Here is a 24658-nt window from a genome sequence, read left to right on the forward strand (position 1 = left end):
AATCCGCCAACACCGCAGCAACATTCACCTGGAATCCTGTATGGCCATCCTTGTCATCGAAGACGATCCGAAAACCGGCGACTACCTCAAAAAAGGTCTGCGCGAGTCCGGCTATACGGTCGATCTGGCGCGCAACGGCACCGACGGCCTGCACATGGCGATGGAGCAGGAATACGATCTGGTCGTGCTGGACGTCATGCTGCCTGGCACCGACGGCTGGCAGGTGATGAGCGCCCTGCGCGCCAAACGCGATCTGCCGGTAATCTTCCTCACGGCGCGCGATCAGGTCGATGACCGCATTCGCGGGCTGGAACTCGGTGCCGACGATTACCTCGTCAAGCCCTTCTCCTTTACTGAACTGGTGCTGCGCATCCGTACCCTCTTGCGGCGCGGCGTCACGCGCGACGCCGAGGTGTATCAGGTCGCCGATCTGCAACTGGACCATGTGCGCCACAAAGTAACGCGGCAAGGCGTCAACATCGTGCTGACCAACAAGGAATTTCTGCTGCTGCATCTGCTGATCAAGCGTCGCGGCGAAGCCTTGTCGCGCTCGGTGATCGCCTCGCAGGTGTGGGACATGAACTTCGACAGCGACACCAACGTCGTCGACGTCGCCGTCAAGCGGCTGCGCGCCAAGATCGACGCCCCCTTCGAGAAGAAGCTGATCCATACCGTACGCAGCATCGGCTACATGTTCTCGGAAACGCCATGAAAGCATCAGCATGAAACCGTGGCGTTCCTGGACGCTGGCTTTTCGTGTCAGCGCCCTCTTCGCACTGATCGCCTGTCTGGTCGTCACCGGCCTGGGCATGTATCTCTACAACTCGGCCAGGCAATCGCTGGAAATTCGCGCCGACTACACGCTGATCGGCCGCGTGGAACATTTCCGCAACCTGCTCCACGATCTTTACAACGTCGAGCAGATGGAGCAGCGTCCGGCGCTGTTTGAAAGCATGCTGGGCAACGAGCAGGACGTGCGCATCTTCCGCCGCCAGGGTGATACGCCCTTCATCAACATCAACCCGGACAATCTGACGCCGCCACCGATGACGCCGGTCGCCATCGGCATGCCGCTGGCGATCACGTCGCTGCATGACGGCATGCGCGCCGATGGTGTACGCGTGCGCTGGGTAGCTGCATTGGCCGATGTCGGCAACCACAACGATACCGTGGAAATCGTCGCCGCCTATGTCATGACGCAAGAGTCGCGCATGATGAGGGTGTACCTGTGGCGCGTGATCGCGGCGGTGGCGCTGACGGTGCTGCTGACCGCCGTGCTGGGCTTCGCCGTACTGCGCCGCGACCTGATGCCGCTCACGCGCATGAGCAAGCGCGCGGCCGAAATCACGCCGGCCAACCTGAGCACCCGCCTGCGCGAAGAAGACGCGCCTGCCGAACTGCGCCAGCTCGCCAGCGCCTTGAACGCCATGCTTGATCGCCTGGAAAACGGTTACGAACATCTGTCGCAATTCTCCGCCGACCTGGCGCACGAGATCCGCACGCCGGTCAACATTCTGATGGGCCAGACGCAGGTCACACTAGGCAAACGCCGTAATGTGGAAGAGTATGAACAGCTGCTGGAATCGAATCTGGAAGAACTGACGCGGCTGTCGCGCATCATTGAAAACATCCTGTTCCTGGCGCAGGCCGACCACGCCGATCTTACGGTTGACCGCACACCGATCGCGCTGGCCGAGGAGTTGCACAAGATCGCCGACTACTTCGAAGGCGTCGCAGCGGAACGCGACATGCATTTTGACGTCAACGCCAGTCAGGACGCCGCCTGCCGCGCCAACCTGATCATGTGGCGGCGCGCGGTCAGCAATCTGGTGGTCAATGCAGTGCGCTACGGCGAAGAAGGAACGGCTATTCGCATCAAGGTGCAAACCAGCGCCGACGGCGTGACCATCGCCGTTGAAAACCGCGGCGCCGCCATGACGCAGCAACAGATGGAACGTATGTTCGACCGCTTCTACCGCGGCGACAAATCGCGCAGCGAATACACCGAATCCAACGGACTGGGCCTGGCCATCGTCAAAGCCATCATGACGCTGCATCGCGGGACGGCAGCGGTGGCATGTACCGGCGATGGCTGGATCAGTTTCAGCCTGTTTTTCCCGGATCGCCAGGACTGATTATTTTTTCTGCGCAGACGCCGTCGTCAAAACCTGACGCACGCGGCGGATAACGTCGCCCCAATCATCGGCGGCCGCTTGCCTGAACAAGCGCGCCGACGGATACCACGGACTGTCATCACGCTCCAGAAACCAGCGCCAATCCGCGGCTTTCGAGAGCAACACCCACACCGGCACGCCGAGCGCTCCCGCCAGATGGATGGCGGCGGTATCGACGCCGATGACGAAGTCCAGATTGGCAATCAAGGCAGCAGTGTCATCGAATGCGCGCAATTGCGGTGCAGGCCAGAGAATGGATGGATTAGCTTGCAGAAAAGCTTCGTCGCGCTGGCGAATTTCAGGTTGCAGCAGGATGAACTCGATGTCTTCGCTCACCGCAAACAAGGGCGCAAAAGCCTCTAAAGGAATCGAGCGGCGCCGGTCGTTATGATTGCCCGCGTTGCCGGAGCAAACTATCCCGATGCGCAAACGTTTTTTGGGCGTCAGCGAAATCTGCCATTGCGCTTGCTTCGATGTATCCGCTTGCAAATACGAGGGGCGAGACGGAATCGTTTCCAGCGTGGTGCCGAACACACCGGGCAAGCTCATCAGCGGCAATTGCAAATCGACTCGCGGAACGGCATCGCCTGCGGCGATGACCTGAATTCGGCCGTTGGAGGCGAGCGTTTCAATCAACTTTTCCAGGGTCGCCGGAACTTCCAGCACGACCTGCGCGCCCAGCTCTGCGACTTGCTGCGCATAACGGCAAAAGTGAATGGTGTCGCCCAGGCCCTGCTCTGCCCACAGCAGAATCGTCTTGCCGGCGACCTCATGCGATCCGTTCCAGCGGGGAATGTCCTGATGCCGAGCCGGATCGGCGAGTTCGCCCTGCCAGCGTGATTCATACAGCGGCCATGCTTTGTCGAGCCTGCCGAGCGTCAGACGGGTCAGCGCCAGATTGACGCTGGAGTCGGCGTCGCCGGGTTGCAGTGCGAGCGCCTTGTCGCTGCTGGCGATGGATTCTTCGTAACGGCACAGGCGGCTCAGCACCGCTGCGCGGCACGCCCATGCATCGGCCGCGTTGGGCGCGGCCGACAACACCTGATCAACACACGTCAAGGCATCTTCATTGCGATGCAGGCGATATAGCGTCAATGCCCGGTCGAGGCGATATTGCACCTTGTCCGGCGCCAGCGTGAGTGCTTGCTGAATGCTGTGCAAAGCGTCGGCATGGCGTTGCAGCCGTCCGAGCGACACGGCATGGCGATACCAGATGTCGGCGTTTTGCGGCGCCAGACGCAAAGCGTGTTCCAGCGTCTGCAAGGCTTCGTCGTTGCGCTGCGCATCCTGCAGCAACAAGGCGGCGGCCATATAGATGTCGGCGTGCTGCACGCCGGAAGCAATCAGTTGCAGATACAGGCTCAGCGCTTCCGTGCGCCGGCCGGCGTCGTAAAAGACGCGTCCAAGTTTGTAGCTGACAGCGAGATCGCCGGGCTTCAGCCCCAGCGCGCGAACATACCAGTCGATTGCCTGTTCATGCAGACCGAGGCCGGCAGCCACCGCGCCGGACAAATGCAGCAAATTGAAATCGGCGGCGCCCAGCGTGAGCGGTTGCAAAATGGCATGCGCCGCTTCCAGCTGGCCGTGCTGGAAATACAGATAGGCTTGGGCAATGGCGTCGTTATTCATGCGCCGGATGTTAACACGCATGCGACAGTCAGTGCTGCGGGTGCTAGCTTTGCGATGCGACCTCGTGTTCCGTCGGCACAGATGCAGAAGATCGCGATCCGTATCGGTTGGCATAGACCCAGGTGAATTCCGCTCCCAGCAGGAAAATCTGTGCCGAGTAATAAATCCACGCCAACAGCAACGCAAACGAACCGGCTGCGCCGAAGCCCGAGGTCATGCTGGTGCGGCCGAGATAGAGGCCGATCAGATATTTCCCGATGATGAACAACAGCGTAGTCGCGATGGCGCCGGTGCGCACGTCGTGCCAGGACAGACTTACGCGCGGCATGTATTTGTAGATGATGGAAAACAGCGCCGTGAAGACACAAAATGAAATGATGAAATTGAGCACCTGCAGCAGAATTTCCCAGCCGGTGAACCAGCTCCCCCACCACTTTCCCAACGCCGCCAGTCCCGCGCTGGCGACCAGTGAGATAGTCAGCATGAAACCCAGACCAAGGATCAGACCGAATGACAGCAAGCGTTTGCGAATCAAAGGCATGATGCCGCTCTCGCGCGGTGCAGCGGGAATATGCCAGATGCGGTCAAGCGCACTTTGCAACTCGGCAAACACGGCGGTGGCGCCGATCACCAGCGTCACGATGCCAAGACCGGCGGCGATGATGCCGTCGCGCGGCTCACTGACCGATTTCAGCAAACCCTGTACCGCCATCGCACCTTCGATACCCACGATGCCCTGGATCTGGCCGACGATTTCACCCTGGGCGGCGTCGTGGCCGAAAATCATGCCGGCGACGGCTATTGCAATCACCAGCATCGGCGCCAGCGAAAAGATCGTGTAATACGCAATCGCAGCCCCCATGCTGGGTGCAAAGTCGTCCAGCCAGGCTGTGACCGCGCCTTTGCTCAGTTGCCAGGCCTGCTGCAGGCGGCTCTCGTTGGGCAGCTTGCGGACGAAATGACGTTTTTTCGGGTGAGGCAGACTCTGATCCATCGTACTTTTCTCCAAATCCTGATAAGAGTCGGAGTACTTTTTCCGTTTTTTTATCCTTCCAAAAATTCAATAAACCCGATTTATCGCGATTTATCACCGATTCGCCACGACAAATCACTCTTCATTGCGACTTATCCATTGGGATCATTGACGTATTGGCGCTAAACCGCATTCCCATGATCTGGCGCAAAGCTTTGCCGGAACCTTTGCGCAATACTCCGATTGTCTAAATTTTCGAATTATCGTATATTTCAGTAATTACTGAAAATTCAATAAGTCATGGAACCTAACACACTCAGCCCGCTGATGCAGCGCTTCATCCTTCACTTCGGCGAAATGGGCAGCCGCTGGGGCATCAACCGCACTGTCGGGCAAATCTACGCCTTGCTGTATGTGCAGGCAAGACCGCTCAATGCCGACGAGATCGCCGAATATCTGAGCTTTTCGCGCTCGAATGTCAGCATGGGACTGAAAGAGCTGCAATCCTGGCGACTGGTAAAACTGCTGCACCAGCCCGGCGACCGTCGTGAGTATTTCGAGCCGCCCAAGGATATCTGGGACATTTTCAAGGCCTTGCTGGAAGAACGCCGCCGCCGCGAAATCGAGCCGACACTGTCGATGCTGCGCGATGCCCTGCTGGAAGCGCCGGCCAATCCCGACGATAAACACGCGCAAAAACGCATGCGCGAAATGTACGACCTGATCGAGCTATCCAGTTCCTGGTTCGACGATGTACAGCGTCTGTCGCCGGAGACGCTGTCTTCGCTGATGAAGATGGGCTCGAAGATCAAGAAATTGCTGGACGTCAAGGACAAGTTCCGCTTCAGTAGCGATAAAACCGGCAGCAAAGCCGACAAGGACGCACCTGAAGAAGAGTTTTCCGAATCTCCCGGGAAGGAGTGAAGAATGCCCAGGCCCTCATGGTTGTTCCGTATTCATCGTCTGTCCCGCCTGCCCCGACTCACGCAATTGCCGCTCGGCGCTGAAATCGCGCTGATCCTGGTGGTCAAGATTGCGATTCTGACCGTGCTGGCAAAAACCTTTTTTTCTGAACCACAAGCCAAAAAGATGCGCATGCCCACCGAACAGGTGGAGCAGCATCTACTGGCGCCGGCGCCCGTTCCAACAGCAACCGCAACCGCAACAACTGCACCAACAATAACGACAAGCGCCGTCTCCACATTTACATCCACTTCCGAGGTCCCCCATGCTTCCCATTGACGAGGTCGTCAGTCTGTCGCGGCTGCAATTTGCCGTGACGGCGTTGTATCACTTCCTGTTTGTTCCGCTTACCCTGGGCTTGTCCTGGATTCTGGTCATCATGGAGGCCGTCTATGTCATGACCGGCAGCCCGGTCTATAAAGACATGACCCGTTTCTGGGGCAAGCTGTTCGGCATCAACTTCGCCATGGGCGTGGCCACTGGCATCACGCTGGAGTTCCAGTTCGGCACCAATTGGTCTTACTACTCGCACTATGTCGGCGACATCTTCGGCACGCCGCTGGCGATCGAAGGCATGGCGGCGTTCTTCCTTGAGTCGACCTTCGTCGGCCTGTTCTTCTTCGGCTGGGATCGCCTTACTCGCGTACAGCATTTGCTGGTGACTTTCCTGGTTGCGCTCGGTTCCAGCCTGTCGGCACTGTGGATCCTGATCGCCAACGGCTGGATGAACAATCCGGTTGGCGCAGAATTCAACTTCGAGACCATGCGCATGGAACTGGTCAGCATGACCGACGTGATCTTCAATCCGGTGGCGCAGGTGAAGTTTGTGCACACCGTGGCGGCGGGCTATGTGACAGCGTCGATGTTCGTGCTCGGCGTATCGGCTTACTATCTGCTCAAGGCGCGCGACACGCAATTCGCCTTGCGCTCGTTTGCGGTCGCTGCCGGTTTCGGCTTGGCATCGACGCTGTCGGTGATCGTGCTCGGCGATGAGTCCGGCTACACCGCAGGTGAAGTCAACAAGGTCAAGCTGGCCGCCATCGAAGCCGAATGGGAGACACATCCAGCCCCTGCCGGCATCACCGTGTTCGGCATGCCGGACAGCAAGAATGAGCGCACCGACTACGCATTCAAAGTCCCTTATGTCCTCGGGCTGATCGCCACCCGTTCAACCGACACGCCGGTAGTCGGCATCAAGGACCTGAAGAAGGAGCATGAAGTCCGCATCCGCAACGGCATGCTCGCCTACGCGGCGCTGACGCGACTGAAGTCCGGCGACAAATCGCCTGCCGCGCGCGCTGAATTCGACAAACTCAAGCATGACCTCGGTTACGGTTTGCTGTTGAAAAAATACACGCCGAACGTCATCGACGCCACACCGGAACAGATCGCCAAGGCGGTCGACGACACCATCCCGAATGTAGCGCCGCTGTTCTGGTCGTTCCGCGGCATGGTGGCGCTGGGCATATTGTTCCTGTTCATCTTCGCGACCTCGTTCTACTTCCTGATCCGCAAGCAGCTCGCGCCGCAACGCTGGCTGCTGCGCCTGGCGGTGTTCAGCATTCCGCTGCCGTGGATCGCCGCTGAACTTGGCTGGATCGTTGCCGAATACGGACGTCAGCCATGGACCATTGCAGGCATCCTGCCTACGCATCTGTCGGCGTCGACCTTGCAGCCGTCAAGCCTGTACTTCAGCCTGGCCGGATTCATCCTGTTCTATACCTTCCTGCTGGTGGTGGAAATGGTGCTGATGGTGAAGTACGCCAAGCGCGGCCCGAGCAGCCTGCACACCGGCAAATATCACTGGGAGTTGCTGGACAAGAAACCGGCCGCCCCGTCGAGGACGCCTCCACGCCCGCCGCTGCCAAAACCAACCCGCTGATTGCAGAAGAACACCCAAGGAAACAATCATGATCTTCGATTACGAAACTTTAAAAATCATCTGGTGGGCATTCGTCGGCGTACTGATCATCGGCTTCGCCCTGACCGACGGCTTCGACTTTGGCGTGGGCATTATGCTGCCCTTCGTCGGCAAAACCGACGCTGAACGCCGCGTGCTGATCAACTCCATCGGTCCGACCTGGGAGGGCAACCAGACCTGGTTCATCACCGCCGGCGGCGCCACCTTTGCGGCGTGGCCGCTGGTGTATGCGACGGCGTTCTCGGGCTTTTACATTGCGCTGATGGTGCTGCTGTTTTCGCTGTTCTTCCGTCCGGTCGGCTTCGACTACCGCAGCAAGGTCGCCGATCCGCGCTGGCGCAATGCCTGGGACTGGGGCCTGTTCGCCGGCGGCATCGTACCGCCTCTGATCTGCGGCGTGGCTTTCGGCAATCTGTTGCTGGGCGTGCCTTTCCACTACGACGACACCATGCGTGTGGAATACACCGGCAACTTCTTCCAGTTGCTGAATCCCTTCGGCCTGCTGGCCGGCCTGATGAGCGTGGCGATGCTGCTGACACATGGTGCAACCTTCGCCATGGTGAAGACGGAGGCGGAGATTGCAGCCCGGGTCAGGAAGATCGCTATCTATGCATCGCTGGCAACACTGGCATTGTTCGTGATCGGCGGTTATTGGGTGGCGCGCGGCATCGACGGTTACAGCATCACCTCCATGCCGAGCGCCAACTCCGCTTTCATGCCGCTGGCGAAGACGGTCGAAATCACCGCGGGAGCCTGGATGGACAACTACGTACGCTGGCCTGAGACCAAAGCGATTCCCATTGTCGCCATCGTTGCATTGCTGCTGGTTGCCGCGTTCAGCGCCTGGCGCAAGGCGCGTCTGGCCTTCATCTGCAGCGGCATCGCCGTAGCCGGCATCATCCTGACCGCGGCGACAGCAATGTTTCCGTTCATCATGCCGTCGTCGCTGGATCCGCGCAGCAGCCTGACCGTCTGGGATGCCGTGTCGAGCCAGAAAACGCTGGGCATCATGTTCTGGCTGGTGCTGTTCTTCCTGCCGCTGATCATGCTGTACACGGCCTGGGTGTATCGCGTGATGCGCGGCAAGGTGACGCTCAAGCACATTGCCGATAACGAACACACCGCTTACTAATTCATTCAGAGAAGGAGAACATCATGTGGTATTTCGCCTGGATACTCGGCGTCGGTCTGGCACTGGCCTTCGGCATCATCAACGTCATGTGGCTGGAAGCCAACTACGCCTTCGGCCGCCGCAAGGAAGACGAAACCAACGAACGCTTTGCGTCCGCCAACGCCAAAGCCGAACTGGCCAGAAAACGTCCCGCCCCCGGTGGAAAGTGAGGCCGTCATGAGCGCCTCTTTCCTGCATCCAGCACATTCGGCACGGCTGGTCGCCACCGATCCGGCGCTCTTGCACGCGCTGGCCGGCGCCGGCTTTGCCGACACCTTCCGGATTGCACTGAGCGACGAACAAGGCAGCTTGTCGGCCGGCGAACTGACGCGGCAAATGTTCAGCCGCACGCCGGAATGGGTGTCGCTGCTGCTGTCGACCCGCAATCGTATCGTTGGACTGTTTGGCTTGAAGCAGGCCGGCCTGCATATCGATGGCGAGGCATCGTCCACATCATCATCGGTGGCGGGCTTTCCGGTGGTAGAGCAAAGCGAGAATCAGGTGCAGCTCGGCTTTGACGACAAGCATCTGGATTTCCGGATATGGGTGCGGCGTGAGTCCGGCACATCGGAGTTGTCGGCGCAACTGACTGTGACGACTGTGGTACGCACCAATCAGTTGCTCGGACGTGTTTATCTTGAGGTGATCAAACCATTTCACCGCATCATCGTGCCGGCGATGCTGAATCGTTTGCGTAATTGATCCGCGCCTGACACTGCTTGCGAGCTTGCAAAAACAAAAAGCCCCGCCGGAATATCGGCGGGGCTTTTTTACATCAGCTGCCCGGTAACTTATACCAGTGTCAGTGTGACGTTGATGTTGCCGCGTGTCGCGTTCGAGTAAGGGCAAACTTGGTGTGCCTTCTCGATCAGCGATTGCGCAACGGCGCGATCCAGGCCTGGCAGGGAAATGTCCAGCGCCACTTCGATACCGAAGCCGCCTGGGATGGTGCCGATGCCGACTGTACCGGTGATGCTTGCATCAGCCGGGACGGCGATCTTTTCCTGGCCGCCGACGAACTTCAATGCGCCGATAAAGCAAGCCGAATAGCCGGCTGCAAACAGTTGCTCAGGATTGGTGCCTGCACCGCCGGCACCGCCCAGTTCCTTCGGTGTAGTCAGCTTGACGTCCAGGATGCCGTCGGACGACTTTGCTGTGCCTTCACGGCCGCCGGTTGCAGTTGCTTTAGCTTGATAGAGTGCTTTTTCGATTTTCATTTTGATTCCTTTCGAGTGGTATGAAGAATGATGCAGGGGAAGCATCGATTAAATTACATAGGAAACTACAAATAAATTTTAAACAATAAAATTGCTAACAATATAAATAATATGCGGTCAAGCTCACTTCTACTACCTCCCAGCTGCTGTCACTTTTGCAACGACAGTACGGGTGAAACAATAAACCTGTGCGACTAATCTTCTGCGCCATCCAGCAAGCCCTTGCGCAGGACTTTTAGCTCTTCTCGCAGATTAGCAACCTGTTCGAGCGGTGGCAAGGAACACATGAGTCGCTGCGGAACGGCGATTGCCCGTTTGCGCAATGCACGGCCTTCCTGGCTCAGACGCACCACCACGCGGCGCTCGTCTTCCACATCACGGGCACGATGCAGCAGACCCATCGTTTCCATGCGTTTGAGCAAAGGTGTCAGGGTGCCCGAATCGAGGAACAGCTTGCCGCCCAGATCGGAAACCGTGACTTCGTCCTTTTCCCACAAGACCAGCATCACGAGATATTGCGGATACGTCAGATCGATGTCTTTCAGTATCTTCTTATACACCTTGGTCATCGCCAGCGACGCCGAGTACATGGCGAAGCACAATTGATTTTCAAGCATGAGAGCCTGATCAATCGCTGCTGCCGGTGTCGTCGATGTGTTTGCGTTTGCCATGGATTGAATAATACATAGCCAAAAATTAAATTGCAAGCAATTTAAATGAAAATCTGCATTGATTTAAAAATACAACAAACTTGCGAAGATGCAAGTTTGTCGTCCGCCGAGCTTATTTCTAGACTCATCAACGCTCGAAACGCTGCTCCACCATCTCCTTACCCCACTGCGCGCCCGGCCATTCTTCCTTGAGCTGGAATCCATAGCTCTCGTACAAACGGCGCGCTGCGTCGAGTCCCCGGAAGGTCCACAGGTGTACCGATGCAAACCCCTGCGCATCGCAGAACGCCATCGCGGCATCCATCAGACGGCGTCCCACGCCTGCTCCGCGCAAACCGTCGTCGACGATGAACCAGCGCAGGTGCGCCTTGTTGTCACCCAGATCTTCGCCGTCGATAGCTACCGATCCGACGATGCGCGAACCTTGCATTGCCAGCCACAAGCCATTGCCAGGATGCTCCAGGCGCGGCACGAACTCCGCCATGCCGGCCGCCACCTTGCTTTCGAAGAAGCTGCCGAAGCCAACCGTGCGGGCATAGAAGCTCGCATGCATATTCACCACTTGCCCGATTGCGCCGGCTTGATAAGTGGAGACAATGCTGATGTCATCCGCTGCCGCGATAGCCGTATCCAGACGATGCGCCTGCAGCGCCTGCGCGTAGGCGGCCACACCTTGTGCCACGGTCTCTTTCTGCGAGGGAGTCAGCTTCTGTAATGCGCTGGTGACTTGTCCGCGACCGTAGGCATGAATCGATGCCAGCGTCCGCTTGCCTTGCGCGGTCAAGGCAAGCCACTTCACACGACCGTCCTGCTCGCTGGCGACTTCGCTCAGCTCGCCCGCTTCGACCAGCTTGCGCACCATGCGGCTGACACTGGACTTTTCCAGCCCAAGAAAATCCGACAATTGCGCCGCCGTCATCGAGCGCTGCGCGCCGATCTCCAGAATCGCATGCACGGCCGAGGGCGGATAGTCCGTAGACGCCAGCGTCGCCTGCATGAAACCAAGTTCACGCACCATCTGGCGCGACGACGCACGAATCTGATCGATGAAGAGATGATCTGCTGGCATGGCGCTTCTCCTTTTTAATATAGTTGCATTATACAACTATAATCATCCTAAAAAGCGAGCGGCAAAAACCGAATAATCACGACATGGCAAAGAGCTGCCCGGTATCATTCAGGTTTGAGCCACACATCATCGCAATGCATTCCGACACCGCCACCTCATTTGCCGCACCATCCGCCAAGTCGCTCGCCATTTTCTGCAAGGTCGTCGACAATTACGGCGACATCGGCATTTGCTGGCGTCTGGCGCGGCAACTGGCGCATGAGCATGGCGTCGCAGTGACCCTGTGGGTGGATGATCTGGCAAGCTTCGAGCGGATTTGCCCGGAGGTCGACAGCCGCGCTGATTTACAGAATGTCCAGGGCATCGCCGTACAACACTGGCGCGATCAGAACGGAATCTTTGCCGCCGGCGACGTGGCCGACATCGTCATCGAATTCTTCGCCTGCGACATCCCGCCCGGTTATATCAAGGCGATGTCCGGATGTACCCCGCGCCCGGTATGGCTGAATCTGGAAGGCCTGACGGCGGAAACCTGGGTGGAAGGCTGCCACACCCTGCCCTCGCCGCATCCGCAGTTGCCGTTGACGAAGTATTTTTTCTTTCCGGGATTCAACAAGCGTACCGGCGGCCTGCAGATGGAGTCCGGTCTGACCGCCCGACGTGAAGCTTTCCTCGCCGATCCGCATGCCGCTGTCGACTTCCTGGCACAGTTCGGGGTGACCGAAATAGAAACGCGCGCGCTCAAGGTGTCGCTCTTTTGCTACCCGCAGGCGCCAATCGCTGCCTTGTTCGCGACATGGCAAGCAAGTGACCAGGCCGTCCTTTGCCTCGTACCGGAAGGCGTCGGCGGCGATGCCGTAGCGGATTTTCTCGGGCAGCCATCGACAGCGGGAGCGCATACCACGCGCGGCGCCCTCACCGTACGCATCGTCCCCTTCGTACCACAACCCGACTACGACAAATTGCTGTGGGCCTGCGATGTCAATTTCGTGCGCGGCGAGGACTCATTCGTCCGTGCGCAATGGGCCGCCAAACCCTTTATCTGGCACATTTACCCGCAAGACGAGAATCTGCACCACGTCAAACTCAAGGCATTCCTCAACACCTATCTTGCTGCAACCGATAGCCTGAAAACGCTGGCGCTGGCCTGGAACGGCGCCGCCGGTGAGGCGATCGACGTCGCGGCACTATGGCGCGATATGGACGCCGACCTGCCAAACATTGCCAGGCTGTCCATAGATTGGGAACGAGTGTTGCTGGCAAACGGCGATCTGGCGGCGAATTTGCTGAAGTTTGCAGAAACAGTTCCACCGAGAGTCTGATGCGCTAGAAATTTAGGTTAAAATATAGGGCTAATTTTTACGCATCAATGCATCAACAATCTAATCGTACGTGGGCTTGCGGTGTTTTTTGCCAGTAGGCTACAGAAGATTTTTACGCAACCTACTTTTTACGTATATTCGCTATGAAATTTGCAAAAGAAATTCGCGTCGGCAACATCATTATGGTTGACAGCAAGCCAATGATCGTCCTGCGCTCCGACGTCAACGGTTCGAGCCGCACTGGTTTCACTTACAAGTGGAAGATGAAGAACCTGCTGACCAACAGCCCGCAAGAAAACGTCTTCCGCGGCGACGACAAGTTCGACGTGGTCGTGCTTGACAAGAAGGAAGTGACTTACTCCTACTTCGCTGATCCGCTGTACGTGTTCATGGACTCCGAATACAACCAGTACGAAATCGAAGGCGAAAACCTGGGCGACGCTCTGGGTTACCTGAAAGACGGCATGGAATGCGAAGCAGTCTTCTACGACGGCAAGGCAATCTCCGTCGAACTGCCGACAACCATCGTACGTCAGGTTGTGTACTCGGAACCGGCTGTCAAGGGCAACACTTCGGGCAACGTCCTGAAGGAAGCCAAGATCGAAAACGCAATTGAAGCGAATCAGATCGTCGTGATGGTCCCGCTGTTCGTCAGCCAGGACGACCAGATCGAAATCGACACACGCACCAACGAATACAAAAAAGTGGTTCGTAACTGATTTCAGTCATTCAGCAGCACCCGCAGAAAAAGCCGCGAGGATCGCGGCTTTTTTTCATCCTCCCGCCTCCGCCAAGCCCGCCCCTCTCGCACAGCGCCAGGCGTCTGACACATACAAATCTTAACCCCTTCCTCGCCGGCGTATTTCCCTGGATTTCACCGCGTTCAAATATAGTTGCATTGCGAACTAAATTGCAGTATCGTTGATCCATGTTTGATCACTGCCTCTATTTCAATACCGCAGCACTGTCTCGCCGCCTGGAGCGTGAATGGGCGGAAGCGTTCGCACCGTTCGGTCTCACGGCGCCGCAGGGCTTTATGCTGAGAGCCATCATCGACAGACCGGGAATGCTGCAGAGCGAACTGGCGGCAGAGCTTGCCATTGCGCGCTCCACCACCACGCGCGCGCTGGACACGCTGGAGCAAAAAGGCTTGCTTGAGCGCCGCAGGACAGAAGGCGATGGCAGAGAGATCTCGGTTTATCCGACGGCCGCCGCCATTGAGATCAAGATACCGCTGAATGCATCGGCCGGCGGTGCCGCAGAGAAGATCCGAAAGATTCTGGGCAAGGAAGAATTCGCCGATGCCGTCCTGAAAATCAGAGATGTGCGTTCAGCTCTGGAGTGATTATTTTTCGCGCGCATACTTGCGCTTATTTTTACACCATATAGTTGCATTGCTAATTATATTGAAGAATGCGCCTTTCACTTTTCACCAGTGACCGCTACTCGCCAACCCCCAGTCGGACTTATCGGATTCCATACAACCTCAAGGAGAGCACCATGTTTGCAATGCAATACGGATTTGATGTCGCAGATGCAGAACCCGTCAGAGCGCGCGTCAGAGAAATAGGCAGCCGCTTCGATCAATTGCCGGGACTTTACGCCAAGGCCTTTCTGATCGCCGATGCCATCGATGGCAGCCCGGCGCGCTATACGCCTTTCTATCTGTGGGATGAACTAGGCGGCATGAGCGACTTCCTGCTGTCGGATGCATTTCGTGCGGTAGTCGCCAAGTACGGTCGCCCGATCGTACAGCGCTGGAACAAGATCGCCTTCTTCAAAGGACCCACGATCGCGCAGACACCCGCATTCGCAATCCAGCAATTCATCGATATTCCTGCCGATGTCGACCTGGCGCAATTATGCGAACTGCACGCCACCGACGCAGAAGCGATGATCTGCGAACACGGCCTGCATTCGGTTTTCGTCGGACTGGACACCAATAACTGGAAGCTGATGAAGATATCGCTGTGGCAAGCACGACCAGTGCTATCGCCCGGCAACAAGATCTTTGAAGTGGCGCACCTTTCCGCGCCCGCCTTGAAGAAGGAACTCGGAATCTGATCCGAAGCGCGGAAAAATAGCGAGCGGCGCGGATCGCAGCCAGACCGGCAAGGCAGAATCCGCCTTTTCGGCAGCGCTCTGCGCCCTACTTCAGGCCTTTCGTCTGCGCCAGACGCTGTGCCGCCTTGCCGCCCTCGCTGGCCCAGAACGCCGTATCCGCAGCCTGAATGCGCTGCGCCGAATTTTCCATGTGACGCAACGCCGCCGCGCGCGCCGCATCGGCGTCGCCGGCGTCAATCGCCTGCGCAATCACGGCGTGCTCGTTACGCACCTGCTGGCTGAAATCCTCGCGGCGTGCTTCGTTGATACGCGCCACCCGGATCGCCGCCTGCAGGAACTGGCTCAGGAATTGCAGCAAAGACGTATAGAGCGGATTGTGCGCCGCCTCTGAAATCGCGGCATGAAAAGCAAAATCTTCCTGTACGCCGTCCCTGCCCTCCTGCACCGCTTTGTCGATGCTCCTCAGCGCCTGCTGGATGCGCAGGTTCTGCGCCTTGGTGCGCCGCTGTGCCGCCAGCGCTGCCATCTCGCCTTCAACGCCGCGCCGCAATTCAATCACGCGCAACACCGCCTGAATCGAATCCTGCACATCGATGTCGAGGCGGAACGGCGTCGCATTGTTCGGCGCCAGGACGACAGTGCCGCTGCCTCTGCGCGACCCGACCAGACCTTCCGATTTGAGTCGCGAAATGGCTTCGCGAATCACGGTGCGGCTGACCTGGAAACGCTCGGTCAGCTCATTTTCTGACGGCATGCGCGCGCCGGGCGCGAAGTCTCCCTGGCGAATCTGGTCGTACAGCGTCGTGGTGACGCGATCAGCCAGCGTCCCTTTGACCGATACAAGTCCGGCCGGCAGCGACGCATTGGAATTGGTTTTGGAGAGCTGAGTATTTTTCATGTTGATTGACATGATACCGCTTTCTTTTTACACTGACTGCAAAGTTGTATGACAACTTTCAGATTTTACTCAACCAACAACAATCTGTTCATGGCTCGCAGCGAGAGGCCATCAGCAGGTCAGAGGAGAAGACATGCATATCGTTATCACCGGCGGTGCCGGCTTTCTGGGCAGCCGTCTGGCGCGTCAATTACTCAAGCGCGGCCAACTGACGGGCAGCGACGGCAAGCAGCAAACCATCAGCCGCATCACTCTGCTCGACGTGGTCGCCGCGCAAGGCTTCGACGACGCGCGCATTGAGCCGGTCGTCGGCGATATCGCCGATGCTGCCGTGATCGAGCGCGTCATCACTAAAGATACGCAATCGATCTTCCATCTCGCTGCCATCGTCAGCGGCCAGGCTGAAGCCGACTTCGAGCTCGGTATGAAGATCAACTTCGACGCTACCCGCATCATCCTCGAACGCGCCCGCGCACTCGGCACCAAGCCGCGCGTGGTGTTCACCAGCTCGGTCGCGGTGTTCGGCGGCGAGCTGCCGGCGCAAGTCCCCGATAACGCGCTGCTGATGCCGCAAAGCTCCTATGGCGCACAAAAAGTCATGGGCGAATTGCTGGTCAATGACTATAGCCGCAAAGGCTTCATCGACGGCCGCGCGCTGCGCATGCCGACCATTTCCGTACGTCCCGGTGCGCCGAACAAGGCAGCATCGAGCTTTGCCAGCGGCATCATCCGCGAACCGCTCAACGGCCAGCCTTCGGTGTGTCCGGTCAGCCCTGACACGCGCATGTGGCTGATGTCGCCGCGCAAGGCAATCGACAACCTGATCCATGGTCACGAAATCAACGGCGCCGATCTGGGCCTGGCACGCTTCCTCAGCATAGATGGCTTGTCGGTCAGCGTGCGTCAGATGGTCGACGCACTCGAACAAGTCGCCGGCGCCGATGTGGCCAAACTGATCGAATGGAAGGAAGACGAAGCCATCAAGCGCATCGTCAACTCCTGGCCGGGCAACTTTGAAGCGAAACGCGCAAAGGCGCTGGGCTTCATTGCCGACAGCGATTTCGCCAGCATCGTGAAGGCGCACATTGAGGATGAAGTGAAGAAGTAATTTTCTCTTCCCCCGTCATGCAAAACAAAGCAGCGCTGAATTAATTGTGGTTCCGGCTAGCGCCGGGACCCCGTGTCGTTGCTTCCGTCTTTACGCCGCTGGATCCTGACTTTCGTCAGGACGACCGCTTGGAGGATTGCCTGCAAGGGTCTCTCGCAATCAACTGACCGGCATCTTGCTCAGATAAAAAAGGCGCGGAAATCCTTAAGGACATCCGCGCCAGGTCTGATATCAACGGAGACCGCGCAACCGTGCCGCCTCCCCCGCCACGGCCCGCAGCCAGACAGCAACTACCAACTACAACCTCCTGCTACTTCGCCTTCGCCAGCATGTTGAACACGCTGGAAAAATCCAATCCACCCGCACCCGACTTGCTGTGGATGTCGTAGAGATTGCGCGCCAGCGCGCCCATCGGCACGCTGCTGCCAGTAGCCAATGCGTTCTCGACCGCCAGCCCCAGATCCTTCAGCATCAGGTCGACGCCGAAACCACCTGCGTAGCCCTTCGATGCCGGCGCATTTTCCATCACGCCGGGGCAAGGATTGTAGACCTCCAGCGTCCAGTTGCGGCCCGAGCTCTTGGACATCACTTCCGACAGGACTTTGGGGTCCATGCCATTGGCGATGCCGAGGCGGATCGCTTCCGAGGTGCCGATCATCAGGATGCCCAGCAGCATATTGTTGCAGACCTTGACGGTCTGGCCGCTGCCGCTGGCGCCGGCGTGATAGATCGCCTTGCCCATCTTTTCCAGATAAGGCCTGGCGAGCCCGAAGCCGTCGTCGGTGCCGCCGACCATGAAGGTCAGCGTGCCCGCCGTCGCGCCGCCGGTGCCGCCGGAGACCGGCGCATCCAGCATGGTGAAACCCTTCTCCAGCGCTGCAGCGGCGACCTTGCGTGCGCTCTCCGGTGCGATGGTCGAGCAGTCGATCAGCAGGGTGCCCGGCTTGATGTTGGCCAGGATGCCCTTGTCGCCGAGGTAGATGGATTCCACATGCTTGCTGGCCGGCAGCATGGTAATCACCACCTTGGCTTTGGCGACCGCGGCCATGGCATCGGCTTCGGTCACGCCGCCGGTTTCGACCAGCTTGTCCACGCTGGCTTTGACCAGATCGTGGCCGCTGACCGAATATCCTGCCCTGACGAGATTCTGCGCCATCGGCAAACCCATGTTGCCCAGACCAATGAAAGCGATATCGGCGCTCATGTTGTTCTCCTTTTTCTCTGAGTGGATGCGGATTACTTCAGCGAAATGGTGGTGTTGACCTGACCTGCTTCTTCGTCAGGCGCATACCAGCGTGCGGTCACGGTCTTGGTCTGCGTCCAGAACAGCACCGCCTGCTTGCCGTTCGGACCCAGATCGCCGAGCTTGGAAGCGCGCGAGCCGGTGAAGCTGAAGTACGCCACAGGCACCGGAATCGGCACGTTGATGCCAACCTGGCCGACGTCGATTTCGTTCTGGAACTTGCGCGCCGCCCAGCCGGACGAGGTGAAGATCGAGGTGCCGTTGCCGTTCGGATTGGCATTGATGAAAGCGATCGCTTCGTCCAGGGTTTCGACTTCGACGATGCACATCGCCGGTCCGAAGATTTCCTGTTCGTAGATGTCCATGCCTGCCTTGACGCCGGTGAACACGGTCGGGCCGACGAAGTTGCCGTCTTCATGACCGGCCACCTTGCAGTTGCGGCCGTCAAGCAGCAGCTTGGCGCCCTGCTCCACACCGATGCCGATCAGACGCTCGACGCGCTGCTTGGCGGCCTTGGAAACCAGTGGGCCGACATCGGCCTTGCGGTCGCTGCCCGGACCGACCTTCATGGCCTTGGAGCGCTCAACGATTTCCGGAATCCATTCTTTGGTCTTGCCGACCAGCACCACCACCGAATTCGCCATGCAACGCTGGCCGGCTGCGCCGAATGCCGCGCCGAGCAAGTTGTTGATAGCTTGGTCCTTGGGCGCGTCAGGCAACACGATGCAATGGTTCTTGGCGCCCATCATGCATTGCGCGCGCTTGCCGGCTTCGCTGGCGCGGCGATAGATGTGCGTACCGACGTTGGTCGAACCGATGAAGGATACCGCCTTGATATCGGGATGGTCGCAGATCATGTTGGCCACATCAGGACCGCCATGCACGACGTTCAATACGCCCGGCGGCAGACCGGCCTTGTTAGCCAGCTCAACCAGGAACAGCGACGAAGTCGGATCCTGTTCGGATGGTTTCAGCACGAACGTGTTGCCGCAGGCGACCGAGATCGGGAACATGAAACAAGGCAGCATCACCGGGAAGTTGAACGCGGTAATACCTGCGCCCACGCCAATCGGCTGATGGATGGTGTAGACGTCAACGCCGCCGGCCACATTCTCGGCCAGTTCACCCAGTTGCAGCGAGGTAATCGAGCAGGCGTGCTCAACGACTTCCAGACCGCGCATGACTTCGCCTTCGGCGTCCGGCAGGGTCTTGCCGTGTTCACGCGTGATCAGTTCAGCCAGCGGGCCGATATTGTCGCGCAGCAGTTGCTGGAACTTGAGCATGATGCGCATGCGTTGCGCCAGCGAAGTATTGCGCCAGGTCTTGAAGGCCTCCTTGGCGTTGGCGACGGCGCGGTCGACTTCTTCTTTTGTTGCAAACGGCACGCGCGCCACGACTTCCTGCGTGGCCGGATTGAGCACGTCGCGCCATTCTTTCGAAGTCGACTGTACGTGTTCGCCGTTGATGTAAAGGGGAACGTTAGGAATGTTGGCTTGGCTCATGATGCATTTTCCATAGTGATGAAGAAGAAACCGAAAGCCGGGTCGGAGATGACTGGCAATGTCGACACCCGACTCCCGGGAAAACTTATTTGACCAGCGGGCAAGCAGCATCCATGGGGCGGAAAGCCTGCTGCGCCGGAATGGTCGACAACAATTTCAGATAATCCCAAGGCGCCTTGGATTCTGCAGGCGACTTGACCTGGTACAGATACATGTCGTGAATCACGCGTCCGTCAGGACGGATGGAGGCATTGCGCATGACGACGTCGCTGATTGGAATCTCACGCATTTTTTGTGAAACGACCTTCCAGTCCGACGTCTTCGCTGCGGCGCGCGCCTTCAGGAAGTGATACACGCTGGAATACACGCCGGCCTGCACCATGGTCGGCTTGTTGTTCTTGAACTGTGCTTCGAAACGCTTGGAAAAACCGCGCGTCTGTTCGTCATAATCCCAGTAGAAGCCATCGGTATAGACCAGACCTTGCGCCGCATCCAGGCCGAGTGCATGAACGTCGGACAGGAACACCAGCAAGGCCACCAGACGCTGGTTCTTGTCGCCGACGCTGAACGAACGTGCTTGCTTGATCGCGTTGACGACATCGGTGCCGCCGTCAGCCAGGCCGATCACTTGCGCTTTGGAGGCCTGCGCCTGCAGCAGGAAGGACGAAAAGTCCGAGGCGTTCAGCGGGTGACGCACGGAGCCGACCACGGTGCCGCCGTTGGCCTTGACGACGTCGGAGGCATCCTTCTCCAACGAGTGGCCGAAGGCGTAATCGACGGTCACGAAATACCACGACTTATTGCCCAGCTTGGTCAGCGCAGCAGCCGCGCCGGCCGCTTGCGAATACGTGTCGAACATCCAGTGAAAACCGTTCGTCGCGCACTCAGCTGTCGTCAGTGCGCCAGTCGCCGGGCCGCTGTACATGGCGATGCCGCCCTTTTCCTTGATCAGTTTCTGCACGGCCAGCGCCACTGACGAGTTGGTCAGATCGGCAATCGCCTCGACCTTGTCGCGGTCCAGCCATTCGCGGGCGCGGGTGACGCCGACGTCAGGCTTGTTCTGGTTGTCGGCCGACAGCACCTCGATCTTCATGCCCTTGCATTCGGCCTTGAGGCAATCCTCGATCGCCAGCTTGGCGGCAACCACCGAACCCTGGCCGCCCATGGCGGAATACGGGCCGGACATGTCGGTCAGAATGCCGATTTTGACGGTGTCGGAATTTTGCGCCTGAACGGCGGCAGAAATACAGGTCAGGGAAAGCGCAGCCATTGCCAGGGCGGCACGGATGTTTTTTTGCATGGAGTCTCCTCGTTATATGTCTTATTTGCGTTCTGCTGAAATTGCTCTGCGGCGATTTCGAGACTCATTTTGCATGTGCGTTAATATCGTTACAATAACCAATTATTCAAAAGCCTTTTGCATAATTGCAAAGCGCTCATAACAAGGCAGATCGAAGTGCCGAATGGAGACAACATGCTGGACTGGGATAACCTCCGCGTATTTCTGGAACTCACGCGCAGTCAGGGATTGGTCGATGCCGCCAAGAAACTTGGCATCGATCACTCAACCGTGTCGCGCCGCATCAAACGCTTTGAGGAGCAGGTCGGCAGCCAGCTGTTCGACCGCAACAACCACGGCTACAGTCTGACCGCCGATGGCTATCGCCTGGTCGAATACGCCGAAAAGATCGAAAGCACCGTCTACGCCGCCGCCGAAGAACTCGGCGGCCACAACCGCCTGCTGTCGGGCCAGGTGCGCCTTGGGGCGACGGAAGGCTTCGGCACCTTTGTGCTGGCGCCGCATATTGCTCACTTCTGCGCGCGCAATCCGCACATCTCGGTCGACATGCTGCCGATGCCGCGCTTCGTCAATCTGTCCAAGCGCGAAGCCGACATCAGCGTTACCATCGAACGGCCGGTCAGCGGTAATTACGTTGTCACGAAACTGGCGGACTATGCGCTGAAGCTGTATGCCACGCCGGGATATCTGGAAAGCCATCCCGCCATCGGCAAGGTCACTGATCTGGAGCACCATAACTTCATCGGTTATATCGACGACCTGGTGTTCAGCGAAGAGCTGCGCTACAAGGAAAACATCGCGCCGGAAGCCTTCCGCGCCTTTCGCAGTACCAGCGTCATCGCACAATACACCGCGGCGCGCAGCGGTCAGGCCCTGGCGATCCTGCCGTGCTTCCTGGCGCAGCAATCGGAGGAACTGGTGCCGGTGCTGCCGGATGAAGTGGAAATCATGCGTTCGTTCTGGCTGGTTGCGGCCAGCGAGCAACGACATGTGGCGCGGGTATCGGCGCTGTGGAGTTATTTGCGCGACTGCATGGAGCCGAACAAGGAATTTTTAATGGGGAAGTCGCGTCAGATGACGTGGATCAAATAAGAACGCGCTATCAGCGTGCAAGCTACGGAAGTGAAACACCCCAACCGGGCCATCCGGCCTGCAACCAAGGAGATCAGCATGGCAGCAAAGAAGATTTTATTGTTGACCGGCGACTTTGCCGAAGATTACGAAACCATGGTGCCTTTCCAGGCGCTGCAAATGGTCGGTCACAGCGTGCACGCCGTCTGCCCCGGCAAGAAAGCCGGCGACAAGATCAAGACCGCCATCCATGACTTTGAAGGCGACCAGACTTATACCGAAAAGCCGGGCCATCAGTTCGCTCTCAACGCCAGCTTCGATGACATCGATCCGGCTAAATACGACGCCATCGTCATCGCCGGCGGCCGCGCGCCGGAGTATCTGCGCCTGGACGCGAAAGTGATCGCCATCGTGCGTCATTTCGCCGAAGCGAAAAAACTGATCGCCGCCGTGTGCCATGGTGCGCAGTTGCTGGCTGCTGCGGGCGTGATTGAAGGCAAGAAGATCTCGGCCTATCCGGCCTGCGCTCCGGAAGTCAAACTGGCCGGTGGTCACTATGCAGATATCCCGGTCGACAGCGCCGTCACCGATGGCAATTTCGTGACCTCGCCGGCATGGCCTGGACATCCGGAATGGCTGGCGCAATTCCTCAAAGTGCTGGGTACGGAGATCAAGTTGTAATTGATTTCGTTACGACGAAAAAAGCCGCCGTCTATTGAAGACGGCGGCTTTTTCTTTTGATGCCGGCAATGACGCCGGATCAATGTTTGGCGATCCAGCCTGGCTGTGTCTTTTCGAGAAAAGCGCGCAGCCCCTCCTTGCCCTCTTCCGAAGCGCGCAGATCGGCGATCACTCCTGTGGTGTAGTCGCGCAGCGCCGGTGTGCACGGCAACGGATTTTCCTCTTGCGCCAACTCCTTAGCGCTGCGCATGGCCTGCGGACCGTTAGCCAGCAACGTGGCGATGATTTGCTCGGTCTTGGCATCGAGCTCGGTCGCCAGCACCACTTCATGCACAAGGTCGATGGCGGCGGCACGAATCGCCGAGAAACGTTCTGCCGAGACGAAGTAGCGGCGCGCCTGCGAGACGCCGATCTTGGCAATCACGTAGGGGCTGATGACGGCCGGCGCGAGGCCGAGCTTCACTTCGGACAACGCGAAGAAAGCGTTGTCGCTGGCGATGGCGATATCGCAGCACGCCACCAGGCCGACGCCGCCGCCCATGACCGTGCCCTGGATCTTGGCAACCGTCGGGCAAGGAAAGTTATTGAGGTTTTCCATCAGGGCCGACAATTGGTGCGCATCCTTGATGTTGTCTTCGCGCGAGGCGTCGGCCATGCGGCGCATCCAGCCGAGATCGGCGCCGGCGGAAAAGGATTTGCCGGTCGAAGCCAGCACCAGGACTTTGACTTGTGCGTCGTCTCTGGCTTGCGCGATCAGATTGATCAGATGCGCGATCAGCAGGTCGTCGAAGGCGTTGTGGACTTCAGGGCGATTCAGGGTAATGGTTGCTACCCCGCGCGCGTCGATGGCGAGATCGGCGGCTTGGCTCATGGTGGACTCCTCGGTGTTGGTTCTGCGCTTTGGGCGTCTGGTTTTGATGCTGCTATCAAGAGATAGTAAAAGAAAAATGGGGTTGGTGGAATTTGAGGAGGGAGATTAACGGGAAATGGGGAGATGGGTTGTCGTTGGGAGGACAAAGATGGGGTGCGTGGAGATGCGCTGAAAAAATTTCAGTTGGAAGAATTGGTAGATTGATGGTTGCGGGATTAATACGCTCCATCATTCTTCTCTCTCCGTCCTGGCGTTCTCGCGAACGCGAGAATCCAGTGACGTTGCCGGTGATGGGTGCTTGCGGTGCTGAGGCTTGGCGTACGTTGGGGCGATGGTGTTTTTTGCCTGAGGGCTTTGCCTGGCTATCGCCTTGTATCGAACGCCGGCTTCGTCCGCTTTGCGGGCTGCTGCTGGTTCCGGCTTTGCCGGAACTTCGCGGCTCTTCTTTGGCTGTTTGATGACTGTGTTGGATCGGAGTCGGCTTCGTCCGTTTTGCGGACGTGCTCGTTTCGGCTTTGCCGAAACATTGCTGCTTTTCTTTGGATTGCTTCTTTCGGCGTTGACTCGATGGTTGGCTAACGAACGCTGCGCGTCCGAGGATTCGCCTACCTTCGGCAGGCCGCGGTTTCGCTTGCAAGCGAAACCCTTCGAATCCCCCGCGTGATGTGCGCAGGCACATCACTTGGTGACGCAAAAACAAAAACGCCCGCAGAAGCGGGCGTTTTATGTTTTGGCGTCCCCAGGGGGATTCGAACCCCCGTACTCACCGTGAAAGGGTGATGTCCTAGGCCTCTAGACGATGGGGACAAT

The 24658-nt window shown here is 58.2% G+C and carries 25 protein-coding genes and 1 tRNA gene; 15 read left to right on the forward strand and 11 right to left on the reverse strand.

Features of this window, described 5'->3' with window-relative positions; genetic code table 11:
• Window positions 1-40 precede the first annotated feature (40 nt).
• Together AC1RN6_RS00925 and AC1RN6_RS00930 are read left to right on the forward strand one after the other, a co-directional pair.
• Window positions 41-712: a heavy metal response regulator transcription factor gene (locus AC1RN6_RS00925; protein ID WP_007878153.1), complete on the forward strand. Its 672-nt coding sequence runs from the start codon at window positions 41-43 to the stop codon at window positions 710-712.
• A gap of 10 nt (window positions 713-722) precedes the next feature.
• Window positions 723-2135 carry a heavy metal sensor histidine kinase gene (locus AC1RN6_RS00930; RefSeq protein ID WP_493002373.1) on the forward strand — a complete coding sequence of 471 codons (1413 nt, stop codon included), beginning with the start codon at window positions 723-725 and terminating at the stop codon, window positions 2133-2135.
• On the opposite strand, the gene AC1RN6_RS00935 is transcribed toward AC1RN6_RS00930, so the two are convergent.
• Together AC1RN6_RS00935 and AC1RN6_RS00940 are read right to left on the reverse strand one after the other, a co-directional pair.
• Window positions 2136-3824, reverse strand: a complete 1689-nt coding sequence (locus AC1RN6_RS00935; RefSeq protein WP_493002374.1) for a tetratricopeptide repeat protein — start codon at window positions 3822-3824, stop codon at window positions 2136-2138.
• A 22-nt stretch (window positions 3825-3846) separates the two neighbouring features.
• Window positions 3847-4797, reverse strand: a complete 951-nt coding sequence (locus tag AC1RN6_RS00940) for a YihY/virulence factor BrkB family protein (RefSeq protein WP_493002376.1) — start codon at window positions 4795-4797, stop codon at window positions 3847-3849.
• Between the two features lie 279 nt (window positions 4798-5076).
• Here AC1RN6_RS00940 and AC1RN6_RS00945 point away from each other — a divergent pair, with 279 nt between their 5' ends.
• From AC1RN6_RS00945 to AC1RN6_RS00970, 6 genes are read left to right on the forward strand one after another with little or no spacing between them, the layout of a single operon-like run.
• Window positions 5077-5700: a GbsR/MarR family transcriptional regulator gene (locus tag AC1RN6_RS00945; protein ID WP_493002378.1), complete on the forward strand. Its 624-nt coding sequence runs from the start codon at window positions 5077-5079 to the stop codon at window positions 5698-5700.
• Between the two features lie 3 nt (window positions 5701-5703).
• Entirely contained in the window at window positions 5704-6018 is a 315-nt protein-coding gene (gene cydP, locus AC1RN6_RS00950; RefSeq protein ID WP_493002380.1) for a cytochrome oxidase putative small subunit CydP, read from the forward strand.
• A complete protein-coding gene (locus tag AC1RN6_RS00955) occupies window positions 6005-7621 on the forward strand; it encodes a cytochrome ubiquinol oxidase subunit I (protein ID WP_493002381.1) in 1617 nt (538 codons plus the stop codon). The genes cydP and AC1RN6_RS00955 overlap by 14 nt, the downstream gene beginning before the upstream one ends.
• Before the next feature lie 28 nt (window positions 7622-7649).
• Complete coding sequence (gene cydB / locus AC1RN6_RS00960; RefSeq protein WP_493002383.1) at window positions 7650-8792, forward strand: cytochrome d ubiquinol oxidase subunit II; 1143 nt, start codon at window positions 7650-7652, stop codon at window positions 8790-8792.
• 23 nt (window positions 8793-8815) lie between these two features.
• On the forward strand, window positions 8816-9001 hold the full coding sequence (gene cydX / locus AC1RN6_RS00965; RefSeq protein WP_493002384.1) for a cytochrome bd-I oxidase subunit CydX: 186 nt from the start codon (window positions 8816-8818) through the stop codon (window positions 8999-9001).
• A 7-nt stretch (window positions 9002-9008) separates the two neighbouring features.
• Window positions 9009-9533: a DUF2867 domain-containing protein gene (locus tag AC1RN6_RS00970; protein ID WP_493002386.1), complete on the forward strand. Its 525-nt coding sequence runs from the start codon at window positions 9009-9011 to the stop codon at window positions 9531-9533.
• Between the two features lie 89 nt (window positions 9534-9622).
• On the opposite strand, the gene AC1RN6_RS00975 is transcribed toward AC1RN6_RS00970, so the two are convergent.
• The 3 genes from AC1RN6_RS00975 to AC1RN6_RS00985 form a co-directional block, all read right to left on the reverse strand.
• Window positions 9623-10048, reverse strand: a complete 426-nt coding sequence (locus AC1RN6_RS00975) for an organic hydroperoxide resistance protein (protein WP_094564439.1) — start codon at window positions 10046-10048, stop codon at window positions 9623-9625.
• 194 nt (window positions 10049-10242) lie between these two features.
• Window positions 10243-10719, reverse strand: a complete 477-nt coding sequence (locus AC1RN6_RS00980) for a MarR family winged helix-turn-helix transcriptional regulator (protein ID WP_493002387.1) — start codon at window positions 10717-10719, stop codon at window positions 10243-10245.
• A 127-nt stretch (window positions 10720-10846) separates the two neighbouring features.
• A complete protein-coding gene (locus tag AC1RN6_RS00985) occupies window positions 10847-11788 on the reverse strand; it encodes a bifunctional helix-turn-helix transcriptional regulator/GNAT family N-acetyltransferase (RefSeq protein ID WP_493002389.1) in 942 nt (313 codons plus the stop codon).
• A gap of 134 nt (window positions 11789-11922) precedes the next feature.
• Between AC1RN6_RS00985 and earP the strand changes: the two genes are divergently transcribed.
• The 4 genes from earP to AC1RN6_RS01005 all read left to right on the forward strand — a co-directional run bounded on the left by earP (window position 11923) and on the right by AC1RN6_RS01005 (window position 15174).
• A complete protein-coding gene (earP, locus tag AC1RN6_RS00990) occupies window positions 11923-13110 on the forward strand; it encodes an elongation factor P maturation arginine rhamnosyltransferase EarP (protein WP_493002391.1) in 1188 nt (395 codons plus the stop codon).
• 143 nt (window positions 13111-13253) lie between these two features.
• On the forward strand, window positions 13254-13829 hold the full coding sequence (locus tag AC1RN6_RS00995; protein ID WP_007875641.1) for an elongation factor P: 576 nt from the start codon (window positions 13254-13256) through the stop codon (window positions 13827-13829).
• A gap of 209 nt (window positions 13830-14038) precedes the next feature.
• A complete protein-coding gene (locus tag AC1RN6_RS01000; protein WP_493002392.1) occupies window positions 14039-14455 on the forward strand; it encodes a MarR family winged helix-turn-helix transcriptional regulator in 417 nt (138 codons plus the stop codon).
• Between the two features lie 155 nt (window positions 14456-14610).
• Window positions 14611-15174: a DUF4865 family protein gene (locus AC1RN6_RS01005; protein ID WP_493002393.1), complete on the forward strand. Its 564-nt coding sequence runs from the start codon at window positions 14611-14613 to the stop codon at window positions 15172-15174.
• 85 nt (window positions 15175-15259) lie between these two features.
• Here the strand turns inward: AC1RN6_RS01005 and AC1RN6_RS01010 are convergent, their stop codons facing one another.
• A complete protein-coding gene (locus AC1RN6_RS01010; protein ID WP_493002394.1) occupies window positions 15260-16084 on the reverse strand; it encodes a FadR/GntR family transcriptional regulator in 825 nt (274 codons plus the stop codon).
• A gap of 121 nt (window positions 16085-16205) precedes the next feature.
• Here AC1RN6_RS01010 and denD point away from each other — a divergent pair, with 121 nt between their 5' ends.
• Window positions 16206-17180 (forward strand): D-erythronate dehydrogenase, encoded by a 975-nt coding sequence (gene denD / locus AC1RN6_RS01015; protein ID WP_493002395.1) that lies wholly within the window; start codon window positions 16206-16208, stop codon window positions 17178-17180.
• Window positions 17181-17490: 310 nt separating this feature from the next.
• On the opposite strand, the gene mmsB is transcribed toward denD, so the two are convergent.
• The 3 genes from mmsB to AC1RN6_RS01030 all read right to left on the reverse strand — a co-directional run bounded on the left by mmsB (window position 17491) and on the right by AC1RN6_RS01030 (window position 21225).
• Window positions 17491-18384 carry a 3-hydroxyisobutyrate dehydrogenase gene (mmsB, locus tag AC1RN6_RS01020; RefSeq protein WP_493002396.1) on the reverse strand — a complete coding sequence of 298 codons (894 nt, stop codon included), beginning with the start codon at window positions 18382-18384 and terminating at the stop codon, window positions 17491-17493.
• Window positions 18385-18416: 32 nt separating this feature from the next.
• A complete protein-coding gene (locus tag AC1RN6_RS01025) occupies window positions 18417-19925 on the reverse strand; it encodes a CoA-acylating methylmalonate-semialdehyde dehydrogenase (protein ID WP_493002397.1) in 1509 nt (502 codons plus the stop codon).
• An 85-nt stretch (window positions 19926-20010) separates the two neighbouring features.
• The gene (locus AC1RN6_RS01030) at window positions 20011-21225 is read right to left on the reverse strand and encodes an ABC transporter substrate-binding protein (RefSeq protein WP_493002399.1); all 1215 of its coding nucleotides are present in this window, start codon (window positions 21223-21225) and stop codon (window positions 20011-20013) included.
• Between the two features lie 174 nt (window positions 21226-21399).
• On the opposite strand from AC1RN6_RS01030, the gene AC1RN6_RS01035 reads away from it, so the two are divergent.
• Together AC1RN6_RS01035 and AC1RN6_RS01040 are read left to right on the forward strand one after the other, a co-directional pair.
• Window positions 21400-22317: a LysR family transcriptional regulator gene (locus AC1RN6_RS01035; protein WP_493002400.1), complete on the forward strand. Its 918-nt coding sequence runs from the start codon at window positions 21400-21402 to the stop codon at window positions 22315-22317.
• Between the two features lie 78 nt (window positions 22318-22395).
• Window positions 22396-22977: a DJ-1/PfpI family protein gene (locus tag AC1RN6_RS01040; protein ID WP_493002401.1), complete on the forward strand. Its 582-nt coding sequence runs from the start codon at window positions 22396-22398 to the stop codon at window positions 22975-22977.
• A 79-nt stretch (window positions 22978-23056) separates the two neighbouring features.
• On the opposite strand, the gene AC1RN6_RS01045 is transcribed toward AC1RN6_RS01040, so the two are convergent.
• The gene (locus AC1RN6_RS01045) at window positions 23057-23848 is read right to left on the reverse strand and encodes an enoyl-CoA hydratase-related protein (RefSeq protein ID WP_493002402.1); all 792 of its coding nucleotides are present in this window, start codon (window positions 23846-23848) and stop codon (window positions 23057-23059) included.
• Between the two features lie 731 nt (window positions 23849-24579).
• Window positions 24580-24655, reverse strand: a tRNA-Glu gene (locus AC1RN6_RS01050).
• Between the last annotated feature and the right edge of the window lie 3 nt (window positions 24656-24658).

It is taken from the genome of Herbaspirillum sp. GW822-FHT03A08, assembly GCF_058801885.1.

Bases quoted from the DNA above. Each gene is read 5' to 3' on its own strand.
- AC1RN6_RS00955 (WP_493002381.1), top strand. From the start codon at position 6,005: ATGCTTCCCATTGACGAGGTCGTCAGTCTGTCGCGGCTGCAATTTGCC.
- AC1RN6_RS01030 (WP_493002399.1), bottom strand. From the start codon at position 21,225: ATGCAAAAAAACATCCGTGCCGCCCTGGCAATGGCTGCGCTTTCCCTG.
- AC1RN6_RS00985 (WP_493002389.1), bottom strand. From the start codon at position 11,788: ATGCCAGCAGATCATCTCTTCATCGATCAGATTCGTGCGTCGTCGCGC.
- denD (WP_493002395.1), top strand. From the start codon at position 16,206: ATGCATATCGTTATCACCGGCGGTGCCGGCTTTCTGGGCAGCCGTCTG.
- cydX (WP_493002384.1), top strand. From the start codon at position 8,816: ATGTGGTATTTCGCCTGGATACTCGGCGTCGGTCTGGCACTGGCCTTC.
- AC1RN6_RS01035 (WP_493002400.1), top strand. From the start codon at position 21,400: ATGCTGGACTGGGATAACCTCCGCGTATTTCTGGAACTCACGCGCAGT.
- cydB (WP_493002383.1), top strand. From the start codon at position 7,650: ATGATCTTCGATTACGAAACTTTAAAAATCATCTGGTGGGCATTCGTC.
- AC1RN6_RS01010 (WP_493002394.1), bottom strand. From the start codon at position 16,084: ATGTCAATCAACATGAAAAATACTCAGCTCTCCAAAACCAATTCCAAT.
- earP (WP_493002391.1), top strand. From the start codon at position 11,923: ATGCATTCCGACACCGCCACCTCATTTGCCGCACCATCCGCCAAGTCG.
- AC1RN6_RS00945 (WP_493002378.1), top strand. From the start codon at position 5,077: ATGGAACCTAACACACTCAGCCCGCTGATGCAGCGCTTCATCCTTCAC.
- AC1RN6_RS00940 (WP_493002376.1), bottom strand. From the start codon at position 4,797: ATGGATCAGAGTCTGCCTCACCCGAAAAAACGTCATTTCGTCCGCAAG.
- AC1RN6_RS01025 (WP_493002397.1), bottom strand. From the start codon at position 19,925: ATGAGCCAAGCCAACATTCCTAACGTTCCCCTTTACATCAACGGCGAA.
- AC1RN6_RS00935 (WP_493002374.1), bottom strand. From the start codon at position 3,824: ATGCGTGTTAACATCCGGCGCATGAATAACGACGCCATTGCCCAAGCC.
- AC1RN6_RS00925 (WP_007878153.1), top strand. From the start codon at position 41: ATGGCCATCCTTGTCATCGAAGACGATCCGAAAACCGGCGACTACCTC.
- AC1RN6_RS00970 (WP_493002386.1), top strand. From the start codon at position 9,009: ATGAGCGCCTCTTTCCTGCATCCAGCACATTCGGCACGGCTGGTCGCC.
- AC1RN6_RS00995 (WP_007875641.1), top strand. From the start codon at position 13,254: ATGAAATTTGCAAAAGAAATTCGCGTCGGCAACATCATTATGGTTGAC.
- cydP (WP_493002380.1), top strand. From the start codon at position 5,704: ATGCCCAGGCCCTCATGGTTGTTCCGTATTCATCGTCTGTCCCGCCTG.
- AC1RN6_RS00980 (WP_493002387.1), bottom strand. From the start codon at position 10,719: ATGGCAAACGCAAACACATCGACGACACCGGCAGCAGCGATTGATCAG.
- mmsB (WP_493002396.1), bottom strand. From the start codon at position 18,384: ATGAGCGCCGATATCGCTTTCATTGGTCTGGGCAACATGGGTTTGCCG.
- AC1RN6_RS01045 (WP_493002402.1), bottom strand. From the start codon at position 23,848: ATGAGCCAAGCCGCCGATCTCGCCATCGACGCGCGCGGGGTAGCAACC.
- AC1RN6_RS00930 (WP_493002373.1), top strand. From the start codon at position 723: ATGAAACCGTGGCGTTCCTGGACGCTGGCTTTTCGTGTCAGCGCCCTC.
- AC1RN6_RS01005 (WP_493002393.1), top strand. From the start codon at position 14,611: ATGTTTGCAATGCAATACGGATTTGATGTCGCAGATGCAGAACCCGTC.
- AC1RN6_RS01000 (WP_493002392.1), top strand. From the start codon at position 14,039: ATGTTTGATCACTGCCTCTATTTCAATACCGCAGCACTGTCTCGCCGC.
- AC1RN6_RS00975 (WP_094564439.1), bottom strand. From the start codon at position 10,048: ATGAAAATCGAAAAAGCACTCTATCAAGCTAAAGCAACTGCAACCGGC.
- AC1RN6_RS01040 (WP_493002401.1), top strand. From the start codon at position 22,396: ATGGCAGCAAAGAAGATTTTATTGTTGACCGGCGACTTTGCCGAAGAT.